Genomic DNA, 15,469 nt, shown 5'->3' with positions numbered 1-15,469 from the left:
GGGCCTCACTCCCGACTAGCAATAGCCGGTCGCACGTCACCATCGGAAGACACAGAGGAAGAAGAAACCGAAGAACCAGACCCACCCGCACCACTATCAGCCGTCCGCGATCCCTGATCACCCCACACAACGGAGTTATCGACCGCATACAACCGGCAAGGCGCCGAGCTCTGCTTCTGGCAATTCGCGATCGCAACCGACATCGGATCGTCGCCGCCCTCGGCCCACGACCACGCGCCCGTGTCCGACACCGCGAAGGCACGGCTCGGGTACTGGTGCAGGAAGTTGCGATAACCGTTGCGCCCGGCTTCATCGACGTAGGGGACGGCGTCGACGGCATCGACGGAAGCAAAGCCGCTCGCCTTCGGCGCCGAAGGATCGGACACGCGATACTGCACGCCCGTGGGCATGCCCACGCGTGCAAGGAACGACTCCACAGCCGGCCACCAGACATGCACGCCGTCGCGGTCGCCGACGAGCCGGTGCGCGTCGTTCTTATACGTGCCGTAGTCGACCATCTTCGCGCTCGCGCCGTGCGCGACGTACGCCGCGTGCATGCCGGCCACGAGCGGCGCATTCCACACCGAATCGTTGTCGCCATACATCCACAGCGACGGCACTTTGGTCTTGTCGCCATACGCGCCGAATGCTCGCGTCAGATTGCCCTGCCAGTCGCCGCACGCGTCCTGGCGCAAGCCGCCGGAAAAGTTGATGAGCGCCCGCACGCCCGGCGCTGCTTCGGTGCCGTAGGCCATCGTCGCCAGGCCGCCATGCGACGTGCCCGCCACGACGATATGCGTGGCGTCGACGTAAGGCTGCTTCGACATGTAGTCGATCGTCGCCGCGACGTCGCCGGCTTGCGACATGCCGTTGCGTTCGACGTCGCAGCCGTCCTGTTGATAGACGCCGCCCGACTGGCCGAAGCCCTGGCGGTTCGGCGCCACGACCACGTAGCCGCGGCGCACGAATTCACGCGCGAACGGCAGCGGGTCGCTGCGTTCCTGCATACGCGGATCGCCGGCAATCTTGCCGTGATTGAAGACGATCATCGGAAACGGGCCTGGGCCGTCCGGCTTGTAGATCGTCGTTTGAAGGGTGACGTCGCCGTCGGCATCGACGGGTACGCGGATAATCTGTTCGTTCAGCCGCGCGCTCGGCAGATACACGTCGTCCGGCAGTGCGATGCGCGGCACGTGAGCGCGGGCGAGCGGTCCGGGCTGGGCGTCCGCGAGCGGGGTCGCGTGCGCCGCTGCCACAGCGCACGCCGCCGCCGCCGCTGCACACATCGCTGCCCACTTCGCCAGAACCTTGCTCAACGCCATTCACCCACCTGCCTCAAAAAATCTGCCTCGACATCTCGTGTCTGTTCATCGAATCGCGCGGCTGACATTTATCTTTCGCACGCGCGTTTGCGACAAACAAAAACATGCTCACGTACGCATTGCGCGAAGCGCACGCACGCCAATCGAGATCGCACGGGATAAACCCAACGGCCGACGCGACCCCACGCGCCGATGATGAACGCCACCTCCGCTGCCGGAAGCCGCTGCCATAACCTCATTAACTGGTTATCGGCAGGCGCCGGCGCAACTTGCGGAACCCTTACCAGCGGGCCCTCGCTTGATGGCGTCACGAAGCAACGGCCTCATCCTGGCACGACAATTTTGTTTTGTGCAATCAAGGAGAACCCCTGACGAAAAAATTGCCGCGTCGCGCGAGAGGCAGAGCGGCAGGCTCGATGAGCAAGGCGCGCGGCGAAAACCCGCGCAGGTATGGGCAATAAAGCCGCGAAAAGGGCCTTAAATCGGCGGATCGAGGCGATGCGTTGGCCGGGCTCGCCTTTGCATCGCGCGATAGCGGGCTGACTGGACTGTCGCGTCGAGCCAACGCCTTAAAGCGGCCCCGCTAAGGGGCCATATGCGATGACGGCGGATTCTCCGTTGACGCTTAAAAAGCTATTCGCTTACATCGCCGTCGACATAGAGCCAGTGGCCGCGATCATTGCGAATGAAACGGCTTAACTCGTGCAGCCGATGCGCGCGCCCGGCCACCTTGTACCGCGCGACGAACTCGACGGTTGCGTGTTGCGAATCCGTTTCGGCGAAGGCCTTGATCTGCAGTCCGAGCCAACGCGGGGCGTCGGGCGCGGAAGGGTCGGCGTCGAGATCGGCGGGGCAGGTGGCGGGCGCCCACGTGGCGCGCAAATAATCCGTTGCGCCGACAACATACGCGCTGTAGCGCGAGCGCATCAGTTCGAGCGCGCGCGGCGCCAATTCGCCGCCGTCGATATAACGGCCGCAGCACGCCGCGAAACGCGGTGCTTTCGCGGCCGCGGACTGGCGAGGCGCCGCGCCGCCGCATGGACAGTCGGCGGGCCGCTGTGTGGACGACTCGTGCTTGCTCATCGAACTCCTAACCAAGACCGCGGGCGATCAATATCTTCTGGATGTCGCTCGTGCCTTCGTAAATCTGGCACACGCGCACATCGCGATAAATCCGTTCGACCGGAAAGTCGCTCAGATACCCATAGCCGCCGTGAATTTGCAGCGCCGCCGAACAGATGCGCTCCGCGGCCTCCGACGCAAACAGTTTCGCCATCGCGGCTTCGGTAAGGCAGGGCTGGCCGGCGTCTTTCAACGACGCCGCGTGCCAGATCAACTGACGCGCGGCTTCGAGTTGCGTCGCCATATCGGCGAGACGGAACTGCACGGCCTGGTGCGAGAACAGCGGCTGGCCGAAGCTCTCGCGCTCCTTCGCGTAACTCAACGCTGCTTCGAACGCCGCGCGCGCCATGCCGACGCTTTGCGCGGCGATGCCGATGCGCCCGCCTTCGAGCCCCGACAGCGCAATGCGATAACCCTCGCCTTCTGCGCCGATCAGATTCGCGGCGGGCACGCGGCAATCGTCGAAAATGATTTGCGCGGTATCCGACGAATGCTGGCCGAGCTTCTCTTCGAGCCGCGCGACCAGATAACCCTTGCTGTCGGTCGGCACGATAAACGCGCTGATGCCGCGCTTGCCGGCGGCCTTGTCGGTGACGGCCATCACGATGGCGACGTTGGCGTTCTTGCCGCTCGTGATGAACTGCTTGACGCCGTTGAGCACGTAGGCGTCGCCATCGCGCGTTGCGGTGGTGCGCAGCGCCGAGGCGTCGGAACCCGCCTGCGGTTCGGTCAGGCAGAACGCGCCGAGCATCTCGCCGCGCGCGAGCGGCGTGAGCCAGTCGCGCTTTTGCGCGTCGTTGCCGTAACTCAGCAGAATGCTGCACACAGGGCAATTGTTCACGGAGATCGCCGTCGATGTACCGCCGTCGCCGGCTGCGATTTCCTCGAGAATCAGCGCGAGCGCGAGCGCGTCCATGCCGGCGCCGCCGTACTCTTCGGGCACGAGCACGCCATACGCGCCGAGTTCCGCAAGTTGCCTATGCACTTCTTTTGGAAAAGTGCGCTCGCGGTCCCACGCCGCCGCGTGCGGTGTGACGGCTTCGCGCACGAAGGTGCGCAGCGCGTCGCGGACCATCAGATGATCCTGATCAAGCACCATGAATCTGCCTCCTCACTCTGGCCTCGTGCATAAGGGCCGACCAGACCACTCACGCGCTCGTGCTACCACTCCAGCTGCGTGCCGTCGTATTGATAGAAGCGGCCATTGAACGCGTCGCGCGAGGCCGCTGCCTGCGCGAGCACGTCACGCATGCCGGCGACGCTCGTCGTGGGATCGATTGCCGCGTGCGCGCCGCCCATGTCCGTCTGCACCCAGCCGGGATGCAGCGACACGCACGTCGCGCTCTGTGCTTCGAGCGACGCGAGCTTGAGCGCGTCGTTCAGCGCGGCCTTGCTCACGCGATACAGCCAGCCGCTCGTGCCGCCCGAATCGGCGATGCTGCCCATCTTGCTCGAGATCACCGCCAGCACGCCGCCCGTTTCCTCGACGATCGGCAGCAGGATCGGCATCAGTTGCATCGGGCCGCGCACGTTGGTGTGCATCACATGATCGAAGTCTTCGGCGGTGATGGTCTCAATGCGGTCGCTGCGCGGACCATACACGCCCGACACGACGATGGCGACATCGACCTGCTCGCCGTCGAGCTTCCAGCCCAATGCGGCGATGTCCGCGGGCTCGGTTACGTCGACGGAATAGGTTTGCGCGCCGAGCTGCGTGAGGGCGTCGAGCGCGGCGCCGTCGCGCGCGGTGGCGAGCACACGCCAGCCGCTTTGCTTGTACTGCCGGACAAATTCCTGGCCGATGCCACGCGACGCACCGACAATCAACACTGTCTTCATGAATCACCTCCGACTATGTGACGCGCCTGACCATACGCACGACGCGTCAAACGAGTTCGATGCCCGTTGCCGTCGCTTCGCCGCCGCCGATGCAAAGCGTGGCGACGCCGCGCTTGCCGCCGCGCTTTTTCAGCGCACCGATCAGCGTGACGAGAATGCGCGCACCCGATGCGCCGATCGGATGGCCGAGCGCACACGCGCCCCCGTGCACGTTGACCTTGTCGTGCGGAAGCTTGTGCTCCTTCATCGCGGCCATCGTCACGACGGCGAACGCCTCGTTGACTTCGTACAGATCGACTTCGTCCGCGCGCCAGCCGTTTTTGTCGAACAGCTTGCGGATCGCGCCGACCGGCGCGGTGGTGAACTTCGCCGGCTCCTGCGCGAACGTGGAGTGGCCGGCCACGCGCGCAAGCGGCGTGACGCCGAGACGCTTCGCCGTCGATTCGCGCATCATGACGAGCGCCGCGGCGCCGTCCGAAATCGACGACGAGTTCGCGGCCGTCACCGTGCCCGTTTTGCTGAACGCGGGCTTGAGCGTCGGAATCTTTTCGAGGTTCGCCTTGTACGGCTGTTCGTCGTGGTCGATGGTCGCTTCGCCTTTGCGGCTTTGCACTTTCACCGGCGCGATTTCCCACGCGAACGAACCGTCTTCGTTCGCACGTTTCGCGCGGTTCAGCGACTCGACGGCGAACGCGTCTTGCGCTTCGCGCGTGAAGTCGAACGAGGCCGCGCATTCTTCCGCGAACGTGCCCATCAAACGGCCTTTTTCGTAGGCGTCTTCGAGGCCGTCGTAGAACATGTGATCGATGACCTGGCTGTGACCCATGCGCATGCCGCCCCGCGCTTTGGGCAGCAGATACGGCGCGTTCGTCATGCTCTCCATGCCGCCCGCGACGATCACGTCGACCGAACCGGCGGCCAGCATGTCATGCGCGAACATCGCCGCGCGCATGCCCGAGCCGCACATCTTGTTGACTGTCGTGCTGCCCGTCGAAAGCGGCAAGCCGGCGCCGAGCGCGGCTTGCCGCGCGGGCGCCTGGCCGAGGCCCGCGGGCAGCACGCAACCCATCACGACTTCATCGATCTGCTCGGGCTTGAGGCCCGCGCGCTGAACCGCGGCTTCGATCGCGATCGAGCCGAGTTGCGGCGCGGTCAGCGATGCGAAATCGCCCTGAAATGCAGCCATCGGCGTGCGTGCCGCGCTCACGATCACAATCGGATCGGCCGTCATGCCGTTCGTCTCGGTCTTTGTCTTCGTCTCACTCATGTTTTAGCTCCTTGATTACGCCTTGGACTATCGCCGGCACGTCGCCAAGCTGCGCCGCGTCTGACGCGACGACGTCGTTGTCCGCCGTATGCGCGGTGCTCGCCGACACGCCGGCCACGCAACGCCGATAGGTTTCATCGAGCGCGGCCGCGTTGTTGATCGTCATGCCGAGGTCGCGCACCTTGCCGTCGTGCACGCCATAGGCCCAGCCGTGCACCGTGAGTTCCTGGCCGCGCGCCCATGCATCGTTGATGATGGTCGTGCGGCACACGTTCACGACCTGCTCGATGGTGTTCAGTTCGACGAGACGCCGGTGACGTGTCTCGCCAATGGGCCACTCGTCGATCAGTGCGGCATGTTTCGCGCGCACGTCCTGCACGTGATGCAGCCAGTTATCCGCGAGACCCACGCGGCGGCCGTGCAACGCCGCGGCCACGCCCGAGCAGCCGTAGTGGCCGACCACCCTGATGTGCTTGACCTTCAGCAGATCGACGGCGAACTGGATCACCGAGAGGCAGTTCAGATCCGTATGCACGACCACGTTCGCGATGTTTCTGTGCACGAATACTTCGCCCGGCGGCAGACCGATGATCTGGTTCGCGGGCACGCGCGAATCGGAGCAGCCGATCCACAAATACTCGGGCGTCTGCTGATGCGCGAGGCGCGAGAAGTACTCGGGATCTTCGGACAACTTGCGCGTGACCCACGCGTCGTTGTTATCGAACAGATGCGCGAGCGGATGAGCGGGGTTGGAAGCGTTCATGTTCATGATGCGTCTTGGCGGTTAATCGACGGTTATTCAGTGGTTATCTGGCGGTTAAGCGACCGTTTCAGCGGCCGGTTTCGTTACGTTGGATTCGGTGTAATGCATGGGCTAGGCAACTCTCACGCTGCGCTCGTCGGCCTGCGGTTCAGCGGCGCTGATAGCATCTGCTGCGTTCGACTCTGCGGATTCTGCATCGACAAACCGCTCCGGATAGCGAATGCAAAAACGCACGCTGCTGTCATACGGAAAGAAGTCGGGCAGTTCGCCTTTCAGCAGATGATTCTTGTGCTTTTGCCACAGCGCCGGATCGAAGAAGTCCGCGTGATGCTGCATGAACGCGCGGCGCACGCGCGGGTCGCCGAGCAGAAAAGTGCCATACGTCTCGGGGAAAATGTCGTGCGGCCCGACCGAGTACCACGGCTCGCCCGACATCTCGTCCTCTTCGTTGCGCGGCGCGGGCACTGCACGCACGTTGCAGTCGGTCAGATATTCGATCTCGTCGTAATCGTAGAACACCACGCGGCCGTGGCGCGTCACGCCGAAGTTCTTGTACAGCATGTCGCCGGGGAAGATGTTCGCCTGCATCAATTCCTTCACCGCGTTGCCGTATTCCTTGATGCCGTGATCGACGTCGTCGTCGCTGCCGTTTTGCAGGAACAGATTCAGCGGCACCATGCGGCGCTCGATATACATATGGCGGATCACCACGTTGTCGCCGTCGTACTCGAGCAGCGACGGCACTTCTTTCTCCAGTTCACGCATGAGCGCTTCGTCGAGCCGCGAAATGGGCAGCGCGACGCTCGAATATTCGAGCGTGTCAGCCATGCGGCCGAGGCGGTCGTGTCGTTTGACGAGCTGATACTTCTCCTGAATCTTCGCGCGCGTGGTTTCCTTCGGCGGCGGGAAGTTGTCCTTGATGAGCTTGAACACGTACGGAAAAGAGGGCAGCGTGAACACCAGCATCACGAGCCCCTTGATGCCGGGCGCGATGATGAACTGATCGCTCGAATGCGACAGGTGATGCAGCAGATCGCGATAGAACAGATTCTTGCCCTGCTTCTGCAAACCGACCGACGTGTAGATTTCCGCTTTTGGCTTGCCCGGCATGATCATGCCGAGGAATTCGACGTAAGCCGACGGCACTTCCATATCCACAAGAAAGTACGAGTGCGAGAAGCTGAAGATAATCAGCAACTGTTCGCGCGTCAGCAGCACGGTGTCGAGTGCGAGCACGCCGGGCTTCACATGACGCAGCGGCACGGCGAACGGCAGCAGCCTGTCGCCGTTGATGATTCGCCCGACGATATACGCGGACTTGTTGCGAAAGAACAGCGACGAGAGCACATGAATCTGGAAGTTCGGCGCTTCGTCGAAGGTGCCGAACGCGTCGTGAATCGCCTGCATTACGCAGCCGACGTCGCGCGTCAGATCTTCGAACGGCGGCTCGAGTTGAAAATTCGTGACGATGCGCTCGAGCGTCGCGGCGAGGCCGTCCTTGCCGGGATAGTACGCGCGATATGTCGGCTTCGCCGCGGGCTCGTCGTTCTCGATGTATTCGGTCGAGATCGCCGGGCGCACGAAAATGAAGTCGTTGTTGAAATACGAGCGGTGCAGAATCTTGCAGCACACCGAATTGAAAAACGTTTCCGCGCACTCGGGCTGACGGTGCGTGGTGAGAAGGCCAATGTAGTGCAGCTTGATCTGCTGCCACACTTCGCTGTCGATGTTCTCCGCGTCGTACTCGTCTTCGAGCAGTTCGACGCATTCCTGCACGCGGTCGTCGTATGAAGTAATGCGCTCCCGCGCGAGCTTTTGCAGGCCATGCCAGTCGCCGTTCTCGAACAGCGTCTTGGCATGAATCGCCGCGTCGCGAAAGATCCGGTAGTGCCGGTTGAATCCTTCGAGCATGGTTTGCGCGACGTCAAAGCCGATTTGCGACGACAACAGTTTGGGGAAGTGATTCATGTCGACCGTGCATTCGTCTCGTGTCGTGAAGACACCCGTGATTGTATCGTCGGGTGCGCTCGCGACGCATTGCGTCAACCGGCTCGTGCGCCGGCGCCGTGTGAGCGGTGCCGGGCATTTGCGGACTTTTCCGGGCAACTGCGCTCAATGCCCTGGTTCGGCGTTGTTAAACGGCTCAATTTGCAGCAAGAAAAATTTCGTTCACGACTTCACCTGGTGCGCATGTCTCGTCATGCGGGCTTGGCTTCGCGCGCTCGTCGCCCTTGTTGCGTTTCTTGCGCTTGCGTCGCTTTGCGTGCCTCGGAAGCCGCATGCTTGCCGCCTTCGAGCAGCGCGCGCGCCTGCGCTTCGTATTGCGCGAGGTCTTCGAGCGTCGCGTTCAGGTCTTCCAGTTGCCGCTCAAGCACCTCGCGATGACGCGCGACCGTGCCGAGAAACGCGTGCAGTTGCGGGACGGTGTCCGTCGGCGATTCGTACACGTCCAGCAGATCGCGAATTTCGGAGAGCGTGAAGCCGAGCCGCTTGCCGCGCAGCGTCAGCTTCAGGCGCGTGCGGTCGCGGCCCGAATAGACGCGCCGCAAGCCGCTCGAACCTTCGCGGCTCGGCGAGAGTAAACCCTGGTCTTCGTAGAAACGTATGGCGCGCGGCGTGACGTCGAATTCCCGCGCGAGTTCGGTGATCGTGTATTGAGTGGTCATCGGGGCATTCACTGGCCGGGCACAAAGTCAGATTGAACGATAGAATCGACGTTTACGTTATCGTCAACTTGGGTTGAATGCAACCTGCGGCAAGTACGCGGAAAGCGTGGAGGAAGACACCGAATGAATGCACTCGAACATCAACTCGACTATCCGTTCAACGACACGCTGCCCGAGCCCGGCCACGCGCAGGAAGTCGCGCCCGGTGTGTTCTGGCTGCGCATGCCGTTGCCGTTCGCGCTCGACCATATCAATCTGTGGCTGCTGCGCGATCAGATCGACGGCGAGGAAGGCTGGACGGTGATCGACTGCGGGATCGCGTCGGACGCGATCCGGGAGAACTGGGAAAAGGTATTTGAGTCGGTGCTCGACGGTTTGCCGGTGCTGCGCGTGATCGTCACGCATTGCCATCCTGACCACGTCGGTCTCGCGGATTGGGTTTGCAGCGGCGGCGACAAGAAGCGCTGGGACGCGCGCCTGTGGATGACGCTCGGCGAATACATGCAGGCTCGCGTGATGGCGGCCGGCGACGGCTCCAACGCGGGCGGCGAAGCGGCGGCGCGGCACTTCGCGCTGCACGGCGTCACCGACGAGGACTCGCTCGAGAAACTGCGCAGCCGGCAGAGTTATTACGCGAATCTGGTGCCGTCGGTGCCCGATCAATACCGGCGTTTGCGTGAAGCGGACCGCGTGCGGATCGGCAGAAAAACGTGGCGCGTGGTGACGGGCTACGGCCATTCACCGGAGCACTGTGCGCTGCATTGCGAAGAGATGGGCGTGCTGATTTCCGGCGACATGGTGCTGCCGCGCATTTCGACGAACGTCTCGGTGTTCGCGATGGAGCCCGAAGGCTCGCCGCTTGCGCTTTATCTCGAGTCGCTCGCGCGCTACGAGGTGATGCCTGAGGACACGCTCGTGTTGCCGTCGCACGGCAAGCCGTTTCGCGGCGTGCGTACGCGCGTGAAGCAGTTGCGCGAGCATCACGATGCGCGTCTGGCCGAAGTGCGAGAGGCGTGCGCGCAAAAGCCGCAAAGCGCGGCGGACATCGTGCCGCTCATGTTCAAGCGCGCGCTGGATATTCACCAGATGACGTTCGCAATGGGCGAGGCGCTCGCGCATTTGCATCTGCTGTGGCTGGCGGGCGCGTTAAAGCGCACGCACGATGCGGATGGGGTGATGCGGTTTTCGGCGTGAGCCCTTGCTTGATGTCGGTGGCCTACGCATAAAAAAAGCCCGGTCGCGCGTTGCACTGCATTGCGCGACCGGGCTTCTGCTGCTTCGGGTTCGTGCGGTATGTTCGTGCGGTATTACTGCACCGACACCGCCCCGAAGTTCTGCCGCCCAAACGGGCTCACGTGATAACCGCTCACGTTGGTCCGCGTGATAGCTGCCGCCGTCGGATAACCGAGCGGAATCCACAGCGCCTGATCGTGAATGATCTGCTGCGCAGCCTGATACGCTTTCGTGCGCTTGGCCTGGTCCGGCGTGGACTTGCCGTCGGCGATCAGCTTGTCGAGGTCCTGATCGCAGAAGCGCGCGAAGTTGATGCCCGACTTCACCGCATTGCAGCTAAAGAGCGGGGACAGGTAGTTGTCCGGATCGCCGTTGTCGCCCGCCCAGCCCATGAATAGCGAGTCGTGCTGGCCTTGCTTGGCCTGCTTGATCAGCTCGCCCCATTCGATCACCTTCACGTCAGCCTTCACGCCGATCTTCGCGAAGTCCGCTTGCAACAGCTCGGCGCCCGCTTTCGGATTCGGATTCAGCACGCTGCCGTTCGGACGCACCCAGATGGTCGTTTCAAAGCCGTTCGGATAGCCGGCATCGGCGAGCAGTTTCTTTGCCTTGGCCGGATCGTACGGCCAGGCCTTCACGGCCTTGTCGTAGCTCCATGTGTTCGGCGGATACGGATTCACCGCTGCGGTCGCGGTGTTGTCGAAGACGGTCTTCAGATACGTGCCGCGGTCGAACGCCATGTTCAGCGCGGCGCGCACCTTCTGATTGTCGAGCGGCTTCTTCTGCGTGTTCAACGCGACGAACGCCGTCATGAACGCGGGCGTCTGCACGATGGCGAGCGACTTGTCGTTCTTCGCATCCGCGAGATCCTGCGGTTTCGGCGACAGCGCAATCTGGCATTCGCCGGCTTTCACCTTTTGCGCGCGCACGGTGGCGTCGGGCGTGATTGCGTAGATCAGACGGTCGATCTTCGGCTTCGAGCCCCAGTAGGTCGGGTTCACGTCGTAGCGGATCACCGCGTCTTTCGTGTAGCTCTTCAACTCGAACGGGCCGGTGCCGACCGGCTTCGAATTCAGATCGACCTGCTTGCCGGCCTTCAGCAACTGGTCCGCGTATTCCGCCGAATAGATCGACGCGAAGCCCATCGTCAGGATCGATACGAAGGTTGCGTCCGGCGCGTTCAGTTCGAACTTGACGGTGTTGTCGTCGACCTTGCTGATCGCCTTGATGAGCTTGGGCAAGCCCATCGACTGCGCATGCGGAAAGCCGCTTGCGCCCGTCACCTTGTGCCACGGGTTGCTGTCGTTGAGCATGCGGTCGAACGTGAAGACGACGTCGTCGGCGTTCAGCGGCCGCGTCGGCTTGAAGTAGTCGGTGGTCTGGAACTGCACGTTCGGGCGCAGATGGAACGTGTACGTGAGGCCGTCCGCGCTCACGTCCCACTTGTCGGCCAGCGACGGCACCACTTTCTTCGCGGCCTCATCGTAGGAGACGAGCGAATTGAAAATCACATCCGCCGATGCATTGGTCGTAACGAGCGAGTTGAACTGCACGACATCGAAGCCGTCGGGGCTCGACTCGGTGCAGACGGTCAGCGGTTTGGCGAGCACGAGCGCGGGCGCCGTGAAGAGTACGGCGGCTGCGAGCAGTTTGAAGCGCATAAGATCTCCGATAACAAGCGCAGTCAGGCAGTGCGTCTGGTTGTGTGGTTATTCCGTTGACGAGCGACAGCGACGTTTATGGCCTCGCCGTCGACTTCATTCTGATACCTTTCCGGGGCTCGCGCATGCTCGCCAAAATGCGGGCTCACGTGCGCGCCGGCCTTCGCGAAAGCTTATCGAAGGGCAGTTCGCGCGACAACAACATAATCCGCATATCCATATGGGATCGTATGGAGGCTGTCCGTGCGCGTGCTGGCTTCACGCGGCGCTCGCACGCTGCATCAGATAAGCGATGCCGTCGATCGCGCGCACGCCGTACCACGAGACCATCTCTCCGTCGATCAACTCGATGCGCTTGCCGGCCATGCGCGGATCGCTTTTCAGCGCATCGCAATGCGCCTGCGTGAAGCGATAAGGTTCGCTCGAAAGCAGAATGCGGTCGACGCCGGCAAGCCACGGCGCGTGCTCGGCGTCGTCGAATTCGAACGATGGATAACGGCCCGCGCCTGTCGCGCCGCCTTGCACATCGGGCAGCGTCTGCCAGTTCACGACGCGCAGCATCGCGGAGATGTAGGTGTCGCGCGCGACGGTCATCCACGGTTCGCGCCAGATCAGATACAGCACGTTTTGCGCGGCGAATGCATGCCCGGCGGCTTCATGCAGACGCGCCTGCAACGCATCGGCGAGACGCTGCGCTTCGTGCTCGCGATCGAAGATCGCGCCCAGCAGCGCGTACAGCGAGAGATTGTCGTGCGGCGTGAGCGGATGAGTCACGACGACATGCGGCACGAAAGCACGCAGTTGCTCGACGGTGTCGCGCTCGTTCTCGTCGATATTGACGATCAGGTGAGTAGGCCGCAGCGCGCGAACGGCGTCGACCTTCACGGCTTTCGTGCCGCCGACCTTGGGCACATTGCGCACCTTGTCGCGGGGATGCACGCAAAAACCGGTACGCCCGACGACCTGGCGTTCTAGACCCAGCGCAAACAGCAGTTCGGTGATGCTCGGCACCAGCGAGACGATGCGCGCGCCGGCACCCGTTTTTTCGTGCGCGACGCCGGCTGCATCGACCGCACAGGCAGACATGATTTACTCGACGACGGCGCGCGGCTTGCGCGGCGCGCGTTCGAACACGCGGTCGTAGAGCCAGCGCGGCACGACGTGCAGCAGCATCGCCACGAGCCGCATCTGCCACGGAAACACCGCGAAAGCGGTGCGGCGCTCGATGGCCTGCGCGGCTTTCGCGGCAAAGCGGTCGGCGTCCATCAGAAAGGGCATGGTGTAGGGATTGTGCGCGGTCATCGGCGTGCGGATATAGCCGGGCGCGATCGTGACAACGCCCACGTCGTGCGGGCGCATTTCGACGCGCAACGCTTCGAGGTACTTGAGCGCCGCCGACTTCGACGCGCTATACGCGCCCGAACCCGGCAAGCCGCGCACGCCCGCGACGCTCGCAATGCCGACGAGCGTGCCGCGTCTTGCGGCAACCATCGCGGCCGCGAACGGCTCGAAGGTGGCGACCATGCCGAAGTAGTTGATGTCCATCACTTCGCGGAAGGTGCGCAGGTCGCCTTCGCCGGTGACGGCGCCGCGGCTGACGCCCGCATTGGCGATCACGATGTCCGGCTGGCCATGTTCCGCGATGAACTGCGCGGCCGCTTCGGCGAGCGCCTCGGCGTCGCGCACGTCGACGCTATAGCAGGAGATGGAGTTTTGCGGATGAGACCGCTTGAAGGCGGCGAGGGCTTCGCCGCGGCGGGCAACGAGGCCGAGCGTCGCGCCGCGCCGCGCGTATTCGGCGGCGAGCGCGAGGCCAATTCCACTCGAAGCGCCGGTAATGAAAACTTTCAACGGTGAGCTCATTCCGGCGCCTCGGGCTTTACATCTTCTTCGCGCGAACCTGCTGGACCAGGTAATCGAGCACCTGGACCGTGCCAGGCAGGCTGTTGGTCGCAGCCGGGCCGGTTTCGTACTTGCCTTGCACGGCGATGGTCGGCACACCGTCGATCTTGTAGTCTTCGAGCAGTTTCTTGTCTTTCTGCAACGCGCTTTGCGTCGAGAACGAGTTGTACGCGTCCATGTACTTCTTCGGATCGACGCCGTTCTTCGCGAGGAATTTGGCCTGATCTTCCGGCGTCAGCAGATAGTTCTTGTTGACGTGAATTTCGTTGAAGACCTTCGGCGTGAGCTGGTTGGCGAGACCGAGCGCGTCGAGCGCGTGATACATCTTCGAATGCGGAATGAAGTCGTCGCGGAAGGCAACCGGCACGCGCTTGAACACGACGTCCGGACCCTGCTTCTTCACCCAGGCTTCGAGGTACGGGTCGAATTCGTTGCAGTGCGGGCAGCCGTACCAGAAGAATTCGGTGACTTCGATCTTGCCGGCGGGCACGTCGGTGGATTGCGCGCTCGGCAACACGGTGTAGTCCTTGCCCGAGACCGGCGCGGTCGGCGATGCGTGCGCCGAGGCCGCGACGAGGCCCAACGAGAGGAACAGAATGCTCAGCAGTTTTTTCATGTTGTCTTGACCCAGGTAGGCGTAAAACAGTGGCGCCACGCAAATGCCCGTCACCGTTTTCAAATCGGCGTTGGACGGCTCTATCGGCCGTCGTGCTCAATCATGCTCAATCGTGCTTACTGTGCTTGTTGCCTGCGATTCCTGTGACAGGCGCCGCACGCCGATAGTTCGGCGGCGGCGCCTGCCTGCGGGTCCCGCGCTGCTTATTGTTTGGTGAAGCGGATCACGGCGGTGTCCACGCCCGCGTCCGACAGACGCTGACGGCTCGCGTTCATGTCCTCGAACTTCGAGAACGGCCCGATACGCACGCGATAATACGTGACCCCGCCCGCATCGCGCTGCGTGACCTTCGACTCGAAGCCCTGGAACGCGAGACGCGCGCGTTGCTGTTCGGCGTCCGCAGCGGTTTTGTACGCGCCCACTTGCAGGAAGTAGCCGGTGTTCGCGTCGCCAGGTGCCGGCGCTGCGCCCGAACCCGGCTTGACGTTCGCGACCGCCGCCGACGACGTGCTCTTCGGCGCGGAACCCGCTGTGGTCGCAGCCGGCGCGCTCGTGGCTTGCGGCTTTTTCACCGCGGCGGTGGCGCTGCTGCCGTTATCCGGCGCGGGCTTCGGCGCGACTGCCGTGCCGTTGGCATTGCCCGCGGCATTATTGTTCCCGCCGAGGGTCGGCGGCACTTCGATGATTTGCGGCTGCTCGAGCATGCCCGACTGCGTCTGCGAGTTGGTCTGGCCAGGCGCGGTGTTCGGCGGCGCGGGTTGCGCGGCCTGCGGCACCGGCTGACCCGGCGTCTTGCCTTGCAGCGGACGGTTCGGATCGTATTGCGCCTGGCTCGCGCTCGACTCGGACGCCGCGGGCGGCGCGACCTTCGACACGAACGGCGTAGGCGCACGGGTGATATACAGCGCCACCACTACCGCGATCGCGAGGCCGACAATCAGGCCCAGCACGATGCCGAGAAAAGTACCCCCGGTTTGTTTCGATTGCTTTGTTGTGCGGCGTGGTTTTGCCATCGTATGAATCACCTGCAAAAAGAATCCTGGAACGGCCGCCGATTATAACGACGGCCGCATGCATG

14 protein-coding genes are annotated in these 15,469 nt (G+C 63.2%); 1 reads left to right on the top strand and 13 read right to left on the bottom strand.

The window, feature by feature from the left end; all coding sequences use genetic code 11:
• Window positions 1-5: 5 nt before the first annotated feature.
• The 8 genes from BGRAMDRAFT_RS07795 to BGRAMDRAFT_RS07760 form a co-directional block, all read right to left on the bottom strand.
• Window positions 6-1,322, bottom strand: coding sequence for a dienelactone hydrolase family protein (locus BGRAMDRAFT_RS07795; protein WP_006048157.1), 1,317 nt, complete (start codon window positions 1,320-1,322; stop codon window positions 6-8).
• A gap of 633 nt (window positions 1,323-1,955) precedes the next feature.
• Complete coding sequence (locus BGRAMDRAFT_RS07790) at window positions 1,956-2,405, bottom strand: YchJ family protein (protein WP_006048156.1); 450 nt, start codon at window positions 2,403-2,405, stop codon at window positions 1,956-1,958.
• 7 nt (window positions 2,406-2,412) lie between these two features.
• The gene (locus BGRAMDRAFT_RS07785) at window positions 2,413-3,543 is read right to left on the bottom strand and encodes an acyl-CoA dehydrogenase family protein (RefSeq protein ID WP_006048155.1); all 1,131 of its coding nucleotides are present in this window, start codon (window positions 3,541-3,543) and stop codon (window positions 2,413-2,415) included.
• A gap of 62 nt (window positions 3,544-3,605) precedes the next feature.
• On the bottom strand, window positions 3,606-4,283 hold the full coding sequence (locus BGRAMDRAFT_RS07780; RefSeq protein WP_006048154.1) for an SDR family oxidoreductase: 678 nt from the start codon (window positions 4,281-4,283) through the stop codon (window positions 3,606-3,608).
• A 46-nt stretch (window positions 4,284-4,329) separates the two neighbouring features.
• Entirely contained in the window at window positions 4,330-5,550 is a 1,221-nt protein-coding gene (locus BGRAMDRAFT_RS07775; RefSeq protein WP_006048153.1) for an acetyl-CoA C-acetyltransferase, read from the bottom strand.
• Window positions 5,543-6,319 carry a carbonate dehydratase gene (gene can / locus BGRAMDRAFT_RS07770; protein WP_006048152.1) on the bottom strand — a complete coding sequence of 259 codons (777 nt, stop codon included), beginning with the start codon at window positions 6,317-6,319 and terminating at the stop codon, window positions 5,543-5,545. Before can ends, BGRAMDRAFT_RS07775 begins: the two co-directional genes overlap by 8 nt.
• A gap of 105 nt (window positions 6,320-6,424) precedes the next feature.
• Window positions 6,425-8,281, bottom strand: a complete 1,857-nt coding sequence (gene aceK / locus BGRAMDRAFT_RS07765) for a bifunctional isocitrate dehydrogenase kinase/phosphatase (RefSeq protein WP_006048151.1) — start codon at window positions 8,279-8,281, stop codon at window positions 6,425-6,427.
• 230 nt (window positions 8,282-8,511) lie between these two features.
• Window positions 8,512-8,979, bottom strand: coding sequence for a MerR family transcriptional regulator (locus tag BGRAMDRAFT_RS07760; protein WP_006048150.1), 468 nt, complete (start codon window positions 8,977-8,979; stop codon window positions 8,512-8,514).
• Between the two features lie 123 nt (window positions 8,980-9,102).
• Here BGRAMDRAFT_RS07760 and BGRAMDRAFT_RS07755 point away from each other — a divergent pair, with 123 nt between their 5' ends.
• Entirely contained in the window at window positions 9,103-10,173 is a 1,071-nt protein-coding gene (locus BGRAMDRAFT_RS07755; RefSeq protein WP_006048149.1) for an MBL fold metallo-hydrolase, read from the top strand.
• A 113-nt stretch (window positions 10,174-10,286) separates the two neighbouring features.
• Here BGRAMDRAFT_RS07755 and BGRAMDRAFT_RS07750 read toward each other — a convergent pair whose 3' ends face one another.
• The 5 genes from BGRAMDRAFT_RS07750 to BGRAMDRAFT_RS07730 all read right to left on the bottom strand — a co-directional run bounded on the left by BGRAMDRAFT_RS07750 (window position 10,287) and on the right by BGRAMDRAFT_RS07730 (window position 15,422).
• Window positions 10,287-11,873: an ABC transporter substrate-binding protein gene (locus BGRAMDRAFT_RS07750; protein ID WP_006048148.1), complete on the bottom strand. Its 1,587-nt coding sequence runs from the start codon at window positions 11,871-11,873 to the stop codon at window positions 10,287-10,289.
• Between the two features lie 258 nt (window positions 11,874-12,131).
• A complete protein-coding gene (locus tag BGRAMDRAFT_RS07745; RefSeq protein WP_006048147.1) occupies window positions 12,132-12,959 on the bottom strand; it encodes a helical backbone metal receptor in 828 nt (275 codons plus the stop codon).
• 3 nt (window positions 12,960-12,962) lie between these two features.
• Window positions 12,963-13,736 carry an SDR family oxidoreductase gene (locus tag BGRAMDRAFT_RS07740; RefSeq protein ID WP_006048146.1) on the bottom strand — a complete coding sequence of 258 codons (774 nt, stop codon included), beginning with the start codon at window positions 13,734-13,736 and terminating at the stop codon, window positions 12,963-12,965.
• A gap of 16 nt (window positions 13,737-13,752) precedes the next feature.
• Window positions 13,753-14,391, bottom strand: coding sequence for a thiol:disulfide interchange protein DsbA/DsbL (locus BGRAMDRAFT_RS07735; RefSeq protein WP_029969595.1), 639 nt, complete (start codon window positions 14,389-14,391; stop codon window positions 13,753-13,755).
• Between the two features lie 203 nt (window positions 14,392-14,594).
• Window positions 14,595-15,422 carry an SPOR domain-containing protein gene (locus tag BGRAMDRAFT_RS07730; RefSeq protein ID WP_006048144.1) on the bottom strand — a complete coding sequence of 276 codons (828 nt, stop codon included), beginning with the start codon at window positions 15,420-15,422 and terminating at the stop codon, window positions 14,595-14,597.
• Window positions 15,423-15,469 lie beyond the last annotated feature (47 nt).

It is taken from the genome of Paraburkholderia graminis C4D1M, assembly GCF_000172415.1.
In the GTDB taxonomy this organism is placed as follows: domain Bacteria; phylum Pseudomonadota; class Gammaproteobacteria; order Burkholderiales; family Burkholderiaceae; genus Paraburkholderia; species Paraburkholderia graminis.
The sequence above is the reverse complement of the archived record's forward strand: the minus strand, read 5'-3'. Positions and strand labels throughout refer to the sequence as shown.

Coding starts and splice junctions, on each gene's coding strand:
- aceK (WP_006048151.1), bottom strand. CDS start 8,281: ATGAATCACTTCCCCAAACTGTTGTCGTCGCAAATCGGCTTTGACGTC.
- BGRAMDRAFT_RS07735 (WP_029969595.1), bottom strand. CDS start 14,391: ATGAAAAAACTGCTGAGCATTCTGTTCCTCTCGTTGGGCCTCGTCGCG.
- BGRAMDRAFT_RS07795 (WP_006048157.1), bottom strand. CDS start 1,322: ATGGCGTTGAGCAAGGTTCTGGCGAAGTGGGCAGCGATGTGTGCAGCG.
- BGRAMDRAFT_RS07745 (WP_006048147.1), bottom strand. CDS start 12,959: ATGTCTGCCTGTGCGGTCGATGCAGCCGGCGTCGCGCACGAAAAAACG.
- BGRAMDRAFT_RS07775 (WP_006048153.1), bottom strand. CDS start 5,550: ATGAGTGAGACGAAGACAAAGACCGAGACGAACGGCATGACGGCCGAT.
- BGRAMDRAFT_RS07760 (WP_006048150.1), bottom strand. CDS start 8,979: ATGACCACTCAATACACGATCACCGAACTCGCGCGGGAATTCGACGTC.
- BGRAMDRAFT_RS07740 (WP_006048146.1), bottom strand. CDS start 13,736: ATGAGCTCACCGTTGAAAGTTTTCATTACCGGCGCTTCGAGTGGAATT.
- BGRAMDRAFT_RS07780 (WP_006048154.1), bottom strand. CDS start 4,283: ATGAAGACAGTGTTGATTGTCGGTGCGTCGCGTGGCATCGGCCAGGAA.
- BGRAMDRAFT_RS07790 (WP_006048156.1), bottom strand. CDS start 2,405: ATGAGCAAGCACGAGTCGTCCACACAGCGGCCCGCCGACTGTCCATGC.
- BGRAMDRAFT_RS07785 (WP_006048155.1), bottom strand. CDS start 3,543: ATGGTGCTTGATCAGGATCATCTGATGGTCCGCGACGCGCTGCGCACC.
- can (WP_006048152.1), bottom strand. CDS start 6,319: ATGAACATGAACGCTTCCAACCCCGCTCATCCGCTCGCGCATCTGTTC.
- BGRAMDRAFT_RS07750 (WP_006048148.1), bottom strand. CDS start 11,873: ATGCGCTTCAAACTGCTCGCAGCCGCCGTACTCTTCACGGCGCCCGCG.
- BGRAMDRAFT_RS07755 (WP_006048149.1), top strand. CDS start 9,103: ATGAATGCACTCGAACATCAACTCGACTATCCGTTCAACGACACGCTG.